9 protein-coding genes and 1 pseudogene are annotated in these 8,877 nt (G+C 55.5%); 5 read left to right on the forward strand and 5 right to left on the reverse strand.

From position 1 onward, the window contains the following. Together M8370_RS22295 and M8370_RS22300 are read left to right on the forward strand one after the other, a co-directional pair. Positions 1-539 (forward strand): annotated as a pseudogene (locus M8370_RS22295) (hypothetical protein); the annotation flags it as partial. A gap of 37 nt (positions 540-576) precedes the next feature. Continuing rightward, positions 577-3,327, forward strand: coding sequence for a lytic transglycosylase (locus M8370_RS22300; protein ID WP_250021753.1), 2,751 nt, complete (start codon positions 577-579; stop codon positions 3,325-3,327). A gap of 213 nt (positions 3,328-3,540) precedes the next feature. Here M8370_RS22300 and M8370_RS22305 read toward each other — a convergent pair whose 3' ends face one another. Genes M8370_RS22305 through M8370_RS22315 form a run of 3 tightly spaced genes read right to left on the reverse strand, consistent with a single transcriptional unit; the run spans position 3,541 to position 5,133 of the window. Beyond that, positions 3,541-3,909 carry a hypothetical protein gene (locus M8370_RS22305; protein ID WP_008324018.1) on the reverse strand — a complete coding sequence of 123 codons (369 nt, stop codon included), beginning with the start codon at positions 3,907-3,909 and terminating at the stop codon, positions 3,541-3,543. Beyond that, positions 3,900-4,505 (reverse strand): hypothetical protein, encoded by a 606-nt coding sequence (locus M8370_RS22310; RefSeq protein WP_008324019.1) that lies wholly within the window; start codon positions 4,503-4,505, stop codon positions 3,900-3,902. Before M8370_RS22310 ends, M8370_RS22305 begins: the two co-directional genes overlap by 10 nt. Continuing rightward, positions 4,498-5,133 (reverse strand): hypothetical protein, encoded by a 636-nt coding sequence (locus M8370_RS22315; protein WP_250021754.1) that lies wholly within the window; start codon positions 5,131-5,133, stop codon positions 4,498-4,500. The genes M8370_RS22310 and M8370_RS22315 overlap by 8 nt, the downstream gene beginning before the upstream one ends. A gap of 222 nt (positions 5,134-5,355) precedes the next feature. On the opposite strand from M8370_RS22315, the gene M8370_RS22320 reads away from it, so the two are divergent. Together M8370_RS22320 and M8370_RS22325 are read left to right on the forward strand one after the other, a co-directional pair. Further along, complete coding sequence (locus M8370_RS22320) at positions 5,356-5,982, forward strand: recombinase family protein (RefSeq protein WP_008324021.1); 627 nt, start codon at positions 5,356-5,358, stop codon at positions 5,980-5,982. 109 nt (positions 5,983-6,091) lie between these two features. Then, the gene (locus M8370_RS22325) at positions 6,092-6,286 is read left to right on the forward strand and encodes a hypothetical protein (RefSeq protein WP_008324022.1); all 195 of its coding nucleotides are present in this window, start codon (positions 6,092-6,094) and stop codon (positions 6,284-6,286) included. Between the two features lie 493 nt (positions 6,287-6,779). Here the strand turns inward: M8370_RS22325 and M8370_RS22330 are convergent, their stop codons facing one another. Then, positions 6,780-7,460: a ribbon-helix-helix domain-containing protein gene (locus M8370_RS22330; RefSeq protein WP_250021755.1), complete on the reverse strand. Its 681-nt coding sequence runs from the start codon at positions 7,458-7,460 to the stop codon at positions 6,780-6,782. 131 nt (positions 7,461-7,591) lie between these two features. On the opposite strand from M8370_RS22330, the gene M8370_RS22335 reads away from it, so the two are divergent. Continuing rightward, positions 7,592-8,107 carry a transposase gene (locus tag M8370_RS22335; RefSeq protein WP_250021756.1) on the forward strand — a complete coding sequence of 172 codons (516 nt, stop codon included), beginning with the start codon at positions 7,592-7,594 and terminating at the stop codon, positions 8,105-8,107. 563 nt (positions 8,108-8,670) lie between these two features. Here the strand turns inward: M8370_RS22335 and M8370_RS22340 are convergent. Next, positions 8,671-8,877: hypothetical protein (locus tag M8370_RS22340; RefSeq protein ID WP_250021757.1), on the reverse strand; the 207-nt coding region annotated here is incomplete at its 5' end.

Here is an 8,877-nt window from a genome sequence, read left to right on the forward strand (position 1 = left end):
GCCCAGAATGCGAGCCGAAGGCACGCCCGCTACCGCTCGCCATTCCACGCTCCCCCATGCAGTTTATGACAGTGCAGGAAGCAGCAGAGATATACGCCACAGTGGAGGATAAAGCAGACACCGCAGCCATCTGCGCCGATTGTCACCGGGCACCGCTGCGAATTGCCAGAGACCGATCAGGCTTTGTTACTGCGTCATGCCCTTGCTGCAATGCCAGCGCTACCTCCTCCGGCAATAATGTCTCACGCAACTGGATTGACCCGGAGCCAGTCCAGCCGCGCTATTTCGGCGTCTACCGGGCTGCATACAGCGATTTCCCCCTAAGCGGTAGCGGTGCAGCTGCGCTGCAATTGGCGTCCACTTTACCCCTAACGCTGGAACGGGTGCCGCAGCTCCTGTTTAACCGCTTACGGGCCTGCATTCTGGCTGCGCTGGGCGAATGGGAGTATCTGGACGGGCTCATGATTGACACCGAACGTGGCGACGGGCCGGAACTTCTCGCCCTGCTGGCACAGCTACGAGCGGCTGATTTGTCGTGACAACACACTGGGGCCTCACAACAAAAAGAGGCATCCCATGGCTATTAAAATCCCGGTCAGTGCGCAGTTTGACGCTGCTGACCTTAAACAACAGATCCAGATGGTCAACGACCAGATCCGCGTCCTTGCGTCGCAGGTTGGGCAGGCCAATAAACAGAAGTTTGAGCCCATTAACCTGCGCTCAAAAGACGATCTGAATGCTTTCATTAAGCAAATGCAGAAGCTGCTCTCCATCCAGACAGAGCTCAAGCAGACCATGGGCAAGACCGGACAGGGCGCGACTAACCCGCTTATGGCTGACTGGTCAAAGATGTATACCGATCAGGCAGTACGCATCAAAAAAATGCAGTCCATGCTCCAGTTTCTCGGCGTGGAGTTTAACGACCAGCCAGCGCCGAAACCTAAGTCGCCAGCACCTACCCCATCAAATCCTTCACCTGCGCCTCATAGCAGGCCGCAAAACAATAACCAGCCTCCGGCATGGCAGAACCATCTTAGCACGATGCTACGCAACGCTGGCCCGGTTGGCGGCACCATTAGCAGCGCAATGAATGCCGGGCTTTCTGGCGGTGCAGGTGCAGGGCTCATGGGATTGGTAGGCGGTCTCGCAGCTCTCGGCGTCGGCAAAATCATTGGTGCGATTGCGGACAAGATCGGACAGGCGCAGGACAACGTGATCGGGCTGGATAAGCTCTATCGTCAAGTGGGCGGAATTGTCAGCTTTTCCAGCCTCCAGCGTGGTGTCATGAGTACCGCCAACCGTCTGGGCATGACCAACGGTGACGCAATCGCGCTGGCCTCCACTTATTCCCGCGCCGCTAACATCCAGCCGGGCCAGAACCTTGGCACCGGAATGCTGGTATCTGGCGGTCTGGCACGTTCCTACGGTCTCGACTCAAACAGCGTCGCGGGCACAATCGGACAGCTCTCCGCCTCCCGTGTCGTAAATAACGATCAGCAGCTGCGCCGCATGGGCCTGCTCATGGGGGAGGCTATCGGCAAATCAGGTGCGTTTGCTCAGGCTGGCGAAGCCATGCAGGCAATCAGCGACTTTGCCACCCAACAGGCACGCATGAGCCTGACCGCGCCTAATGTGCCTGGCTATGCGGGTGCAATGGCTGGCCTGATGAGCTCAGGGATCCCCGGTATGGATTTGCAGGGCTCCACCAACCTGCTGGGCCGCGTTAATGCGAACCTTCAGCGCGGTGGCGCGATGGGCGACCCATCACGGGCATTTATGGCCCGCATGGCCCTCCGCAACGGCATCAATAACCCGATGGCGCTTGAAGTCCTCCAGTCTGGCGGCGCTTTCGGCACAATCAGCAGCACTCTGGGGCCTGATTCGCTGTACGGTCAGCGTTTCGGCGGCAATTATCAGGGCGATCAGACTCTTCTCGATATGACCCGGCAGAGCATCCATCGCGCCTATGGTTACGGCCCTGATTCAGTCGTGGCGCTCTCTCGCCACCTTGGCGTCGGTATCAATGACGCGCTGGCAATTGACCAAATGAGCAGCGCAGATATGAGCGGCGTTTCTGATCGCCTCAGACGCCTGAAAATTAACCCTGACAGCGTAAACGCAACCAGTTACGCAGCACTGGGCCAGATCCAAAGTGGCAAAGGGCTGGAGGTCATGGGCAATGAGTACCTCAAGCGTGGGAGCCTTGATGCTGGCGAACGCCAGCGCCTTACCGATGCCCTTCGAGGGGCTGACCCGCAGAAGCTGAAAGACGTGCTCACTGAGGTTGCCGCAACGCATGGCCCGGCTAAAACAGAAGGGAGCGAGATCCGCGATAATGTAGCGAAACTTAATAATCAATTTGAGGATTATGCACGCCGCGCCCTGCCTGCTCTCGATGTCATGCGTATGGCGCTGGTCAAAATGACCGGGGGCAGTGAGGACAGTCTGCGCCGCGATTATGAGAAGGGGATGCGCCTCGATACGCAGCAGCAGGCCCGCCGCAAATACGGCTGGCGTCTCGATGCCTACCAGCAGGAAATGAACACCTTGCAGGACAAGGGCGTCGGTATGCAGACCATGGGGCCAGATGGCGACCGATACAGGGCACTGAAACGCCAGCAGCACATCATGCGTCAGCAGCAGCTCAACTTTGTAGAGCAGGGCAATGCAAATGCACACGCAGCTGCATACGGCCCGCAAACAGCAGGAGAGGCTGCGCTCGACAGCAACTATATTTCTTCACCATCCGCCGCCGCAGCTGGCAGCGGTGCTGCCGAAAACTGGGCAGGGAACAATGTCGGCAACGTGAAAGACGTTAACGGCAACTGGCGGCGCTTCCCATCTCAGCAGGCAGGCGTCGCAGCGTCGGCGGGGCAGCTGCTGCGCTATAGCACCGGGGCATTCAAAGGCGGACGCAAGCGCACCCTGCGCGAGATTGTCAGCACATATGCCAGTGGCGATCCTGAGGTGCCGCGCTACATCCGGCAGGCAAGCGAATGGACAGGGTACGGGCCAGATCAGCAACTGGACTTAACCGACCAGAACACGCTGCTGAATGTGACAAAAGCCATTTTGAGGAAAGAAAATACGCGAAATGCCAGCATCCCACAGTCTGAGGTTAAAGCTGGCGTAAACATGGCGCTGAGCGATCGGAACAACTACAAGATCGCACCAGAAACCATGCCAGCCGGGCAACGCGGAGGGAAAATTGATATTTCTGACGCCAATATCAACGTAAACCTGCAATACCCGGACGGGCGCACGCAAACGCAAAGCGTCCCGGTAAAAAGCTCTTTTACGCAGCCGCGCAGCTTTGCCAGTCGGTAGCGGTAGGGGCGTGCTGGCACGCAAAAGACAAGGGCCCATATTCGGGCCCTTTTTTATGCTCTTGGCGGCGTAGGGTAGCGCCAGTGCCACGTTGGTGCAGCCATTACCCGGCGCATCCTCTCACGGGACGCAGTGCGGATCCTTGCGTGCATCCTGCGCTTTTTCTGCGCGTCATGGGGGGCCATAACGCGCGAGGGGATCACCAGATTGGACTCAATCATATTCAGGTTTGCCCTCCTGCTTAACCGGATCGCGTAACTGGTGCTCCCGGTAGTTATCGCCCTGTTCCTGCCTCGCTTCATCCTCAGGTAAGAGGTTTAACGCAACAAGGTGCTGGAGTTCGGCATGGCGTTGACGCATATCAGCGGAGTCAGCCAGCCACTCACGGCGGGCCTTTGCCAGCCCCTCAGCCTCTTTGAGTAAAGCCGCGTCGTCATGAATAGCAGGGGAGGAATACCCCTCGTTACGCAGAACGGTGCGAAGATGTGCCAGCTGCATGACGTGATCAGAAGTGCGCTCACCCGCAGGCAAGCGCAGCGCAGACAGACAGGCCAGCAATACGGCCCGGCTGTTTATTTCCATCCGTGGGCGCTCCAGTCGATGCCTTGAGCCGCTGGCGACGGCTGCGCCTGAGTCAACTGCTGGCGAACGGCAGCGATACCGGGGGCACGGGCAGCGTCTGGAAGGCCACGAGAGGCAGAAAGAGCCTCGCTCAGCTCAACAATCTGCCCACTTGAAACGCCAGCGCTCTCACACTCGCGCAGCAGCTGCTGATCGGCAATCTGCTGCTGCCGGGCCAGATGGATTTGCTCAACCGACAGGTTGCGGGTGATCGTCATATCCGGGACGGACTGCACAGGGGAACCGCTCATTGCCTGCGCCAGCACATCGCCAGCGGTGGATTTGGTCATTGGCTCAGTGGAGAATCGGCGCATAACGCCAGCAATTCGCCCCTCGATCTCCTCCTGAGAAACGCCAGCAGCCTCACCAGCTGCAACCATATCTTTGAGCATCCTCTGATGATGCTCCGGCACGCCCAGCTCAACACAGCTTTTCAGCGCTAAATCCAGCGACTGACGCGCCAGAGGTTGACCGGAAGCCACAGACAGCGCTTTAGTCAGCGTCACAGGGCCCTGCGCATCACGCAGCAGCTCAAGAAGTTTTTGGAAATTACCCATTAGCGCGATCCCCCTGGTAATTTTTAAGCGCCAGAACCATACCCTGATTTTGCAGAAGCAGCCCCAGACGACGATCCAGCGTAACCGAAGCCGCGCCATTGCTTACTTTCGCGCCAGCCATCGCAGCCAGATCCATGGACTCACGCAGCAGAGTGCTCACGTAGGCCAGATGGGCGCTCAGATACGCATCCTCAGCCGCACGGTCTACGTTTGCATTGAGCATATCGATCTGGTGCTGGCAGGCTGACAGCTCGCTGCGGGTGGCTGCTGCCACCTGCTGCGCCGCTACCAGTTCGTTTTTCACCTCAGGCAGAAGGGCCGGAGCCATACCACACTCAGGGCGAACAGGTTCGCCAGAACGTAGGCAGGCTTTACCCTCCTCGATCAGCTCATTCAGATTCGCCAGCTGGGACTCCAAAGAGGAAACCTGCCCATTTTCAATCTCAAGGCGCAGGCGAAGCCCGGTAGCGGCGATCTCCTGCTCGCTGACCTTATCCAGCAGACGCAGCATGTGTGACCGGAGAGTGCTTAGGTCGCCTAATTTAGGCCCGGAGACCGTCAGGCTCTCCAGCCGGGTGGAAATTTGGTTGAGTACACGATCAACGTGTTTTTCGCTTTCTTTGCTCATTCGGTATGCCCTTTCTCGTTATAGCCAGCGGAATGCTGACCATGACAGTTTGCCGTCACGACCAGAGCGGTAGGGGGCGTGCCGTTGGCCCGCAAAGGTGACTTTTTGGGTACACCTCAAAAAAGCAGTGATTAATGCGTCTTATAGATTGATTTTTTAACTTAAAAGACGCAATATCTAAAAACGCACTACAGAAAACACCCCATAGCGCGGGAGCTAACGATGAATTGCATGATTTACATGAGGGCCAGCACTGAGACACAGGACGCCAGCCGCGCAGAGGATGAGCTCAAAACCTTTGCCGCAGCTAATGGCCTGACGATCTGCGGCTGGTATCGGGAGAATATCTCCGGCACGCAGCTGGAGCGCCCGCAGCTCAATAAACTGCTGCACGACGCCGGGCCGGGCTTTGTCCTGCTGGTTGAAAAGCTCGACCGCCTGAGCCGCCTCACCCGTTCAGAGTGGGAGCAGTTGAAAGAACGGATCAGAGCCAAACGGCTGCGCATCGTCTGCTGCGACATCCCCACGACGCTGGCGGTATTGCAGGGAGAACAGCCGACCGGGGCGGGCGGTTTCGACGTTCGCAACGTGGTACTCGATGCGCTCAACTCGATGCTGCTCGATATTGCCGCAGCATGGGCCCGCGACGATTACGAGACACGCCGGAAACGTCAGGCGCAGGGCATCCAAAAGGCAGTAGAGGCCGGGAAATATAAAGGGAAACAGCCCAACACGGCACTGCATAAGAAGATTTTGAAATACGCCGCCGCAGGACATAAGACGGGGGAGATCGCCAGACTGGCGGGCTGCTCACGCTCTACGGTGCTGCGGGTAACACGGGAGCAGTAGAAAAGATTTGGCCCCGTTGCGTTGGAGCGCAGCAGGGCCAGAGGCGGCGCGGATCAGGTGGCCACCGTAACCGCGCCTTTGTCAGAACCAACCCAATGGAACCAACATTATGATTATTGCATCACAGCGTCATACGGCGCAAACCTTCCCCGGACTCAGCATTGAGCATGGGCAGATCTACCAGCACGGAAAACCTCGCAGTGTAGCGATGAACGGGCGCGGCATTCATCAAGTAAGCCTCAGAACTACAGAGGGGCGGGTGCTGACCCTGCCCGTCTGCCGACTGTTCGAGTGGCAGGCATAACAACCGGGCCCCTTCGGGGGCCTATATGATAATCAATATGGTGTGACGGATTATTTATTATGAAAATCAATATACCTTTGCTGTTTGCTTTAACCTTTGGCTGCATCGTTACCGTACAGGCCAGCACTATGCGTACAGATTCGCTCGGTAATACCTATGTAACCGATGACAACGGCAACCAGACCAGCTATCGCACAGATTCGCTCGGTAATACATACGGATCAGATGGCTCAATGTCTCGCACTGACAGCCTTGGAAACACCTACGTAACAGACGGGAACGGGAACCAGACACAGTATCGGACTGACTCATTAGGGAACACTTACGGCAGTGATGGGAGTAGTGCCCGGACTGATTCACTGGGAAATACCTACATCACATCACCGAATGGGGATCAGACCAGCTGCCGGACTGACAGCCTGGGAAATACTTACTGTAATTAATACTACAAATAAAAAGGGCCCTTCCGGGCCCCTTTCTTATCTGAGGATTATCACTGCTTAGACGTTAATCTCTCGATCTCTTGAGCAATAGCATGAGCCTGCATAGAGGTGAGTTCTATCATCGTTCTACGGAAATTAGCTCCGCCCCCGGTTAACTCTTTAAAGCGACGCGCGGAGATAGCCTTAAAGCCGGTTTTAAAATCTTTGAGTGGCTTAGCGTATTTATCATCAGCTACGCCGTAATGCTCGCTTTTCACCAGATCACCATCCACAACACCAGAAGCAATGATGCCTACGCCACTCTGATACAGATAGACCTTATCGCCTTTAGAAAGCTGGCAGATATACTCTTTCCAGCCTTTGCAAAAAGCCGCCGCCTCTTGGTTTTTAACCATATCGAAATGCGTTTCTTCATCGTTGTTGTAGTTCGTATTTAACATGAAGGCTTTTCTATCCATGAAGCTCGCAGCGCTATCCTCGCGCTGATCAACCAACTGCTCTTTCAATTCATCGCTAATCAGAGAGTGCTCTTTTAGTAGCTCATTCGCAGCAGCGACCCCGGCCTTAATAAATTCGCTGATCAGTGAGCTCTTAGAGCGATCAAGACTCAAAGATAGTTCGTCCAACTCATTATTTAAAATGGTTGGAAGTCGGATTGATATAGGGGCTGAAACGCTATCATCGACTTGATTAAAAAGACTATTTTTTAAAATTTCTTTCAGGTTTGGCATGAGTTTAATCTCTCTATTTGAATAACTACAATTTGTATTTTTTTAACTGTAATACATATTGTAGTTAACTTCAATAGAGCAATCGGTATGGCGGCAGCTGCGCTGCCACACAAAACAGTCGTGATGCCACCATGGCGTCATTCTCAATCAGCCAGGAATCCATCGCCATGGGCAGAACAACGTACACCCCACAGCAACGCCAGCAGGTGCTTATCCTCGGCAAAGAACCGGGTGCAACTGCCGCCAGCGTCGCACGTCAGACAGGGATCCCCGCCAGAACCGTGCGGGAGTGGTTCGCCAACGCCGAAAAGGAAGAACAGCAGCCGGACAACGTGACCAGCCTCATGGAGCAGCGCGAACGCGCACAGCAGCTGCTTAACGAGACACCCAGCGCGAAGATCCGACAGCTGCGGAACCACTTCACCGCCCAGCAGTTCGAGCTCCTGCAACAACACGCCAAAGACCTGACAGGGCTCAGGGCCCGCCAGCTTAAAGCCGTTGTAGACAACGACCCCCAGATGACCCGCGCCGTGGCATCCGCGATCCTCGCACTGCTCAAAGCGCAGGAGGCTGAGCGCCTTATGTACGACATCAAGCCCGGTACAGAGGCAGACATTATGCGCGGCGGAATGAACCGCCAGAAATGACCAAAACGGCGGGCATATTGCCACCTGTCCGCCGCTCTACCATCGTAAACCCCCGCCATACCACAAAACACCGTAGCCAAAATGTAACCGTATCATGAGGCTCTCAGCTGCCGATCTGGCACCGGGCCAGTGAATTTTGCAGTGTCCGTGCGAAAGCACGGCCCATACCGCTACCCCCTCAAACCATCCACCAAAGCAGAACCGCGTCACGCAGCTGCACCCCTCCGGGGATGCACTTTGCGACGCTATGCGGCAGCGGAGACAAAGGCGGAGACAAATAAACGTCTCCAGAGACTAAACGGGAGACAACGCAACCAATTGAATATAAAAGAAATAGACGTAAGAGACGTAAGGAGACATAACGAGAGGTTGTTTACTGCTGGCGGTGGCGGCGTGGCTGTATAGGGTATTTTATTATATTAATATATATTTATTACGTCTCTTACGTCTATATTCAATAATATCAATAAGTTAAAACGTCTATTTTATGCCTCCTTTTTGTCTCCTTTTGTCTCCACGTCTCCATAAAAAAAGCCACCTCGAAAGGTGGCTCATGCGCCTGTTTATGGGAGGTTACGCCGGAATCCTCGCTCCTTGTTTGGCCCGATGTTTTTGGCCTCCGACCATCCCAACATAGTCATGATTGCCCGGATGCGGTGAGCCGATTTTTTGTCTCTCCGGCCTAAATCCAGCCCCACAGCCTCATTGAGGAGGCGATTGGAGATCTGGCTGGGGTGGCTTTGCAGCAGCATTTCAATGGTGCCGTGCCA

The sequence above is a fragment of the Enterobacter cloacae complex sp. OE43NF genome, from assembly GCF_023544405.1.
Lineage (GTDB): Bacteria > Pseudomonadota > Gammaproteobacteria > Enterobacterales > Enterobacteriaceae > Enterobacter > Enterobacter cloacae.

Bases quoted from the DNA above. Each gene is read 5' to 3' on its own strand.
- M8370_RS22300 (WP_250021753.1), top strand. From the start codon at position 577: ATGGCTATTAAAATCCCGGTCAGTGCGCAGTTTGACGCTGCTGACCTT.
- M8370_RS22305 (WP_008324018.1), bottom strand. From the start codon at position 3,909: ATGGAAATAAACAGCCGGGCCGTATTGCTGGCCTGTCTGTCTGCGCTG.
- M8370_RS22310 (WP_008324019.1), bottom strand. From the start codon at position 4,505: ATGGGTAATTTCCAAAAACTTCTTGAGCTGCTGCGTGATGCGCAGGGC.
- M8370_RS22315 (WP_250021754.1), bottom strand. From the start codon at position 5,133: ATGAGCAAAGAAAGCGAAAAACACGTTGATCGTGTACTCAACCAAATT.
- M8370_RS22320 (WP_008324021.1), top strand. From the start codon at position 5,356: ATGAATTGCATGATTTACATGAGGGCCAGCACTGAGACACAGGACGCC.
- M8370_RS22325 (WP_008324022.1), top strand. From the start codon at position 6,092: ATGATTATTGCATCACAGCGTCATACGGCGCAAACCTTCCCCGGACTC.
- M8370_RS22330 (WP_250021755.1), bottom strand. From the start codon at position 7,460: ATGCCAAACCTGAAAGAAATTTTAAAAAATAGTCTTTTTAATCAAGTC.
- M8370_RS22335 (WP_250021756.1), top strand. From the start codon at position 7,592: ATGGCGTCATTCTCAATCAGCCAGGAATCCATCGCCATGGGCAGAACA.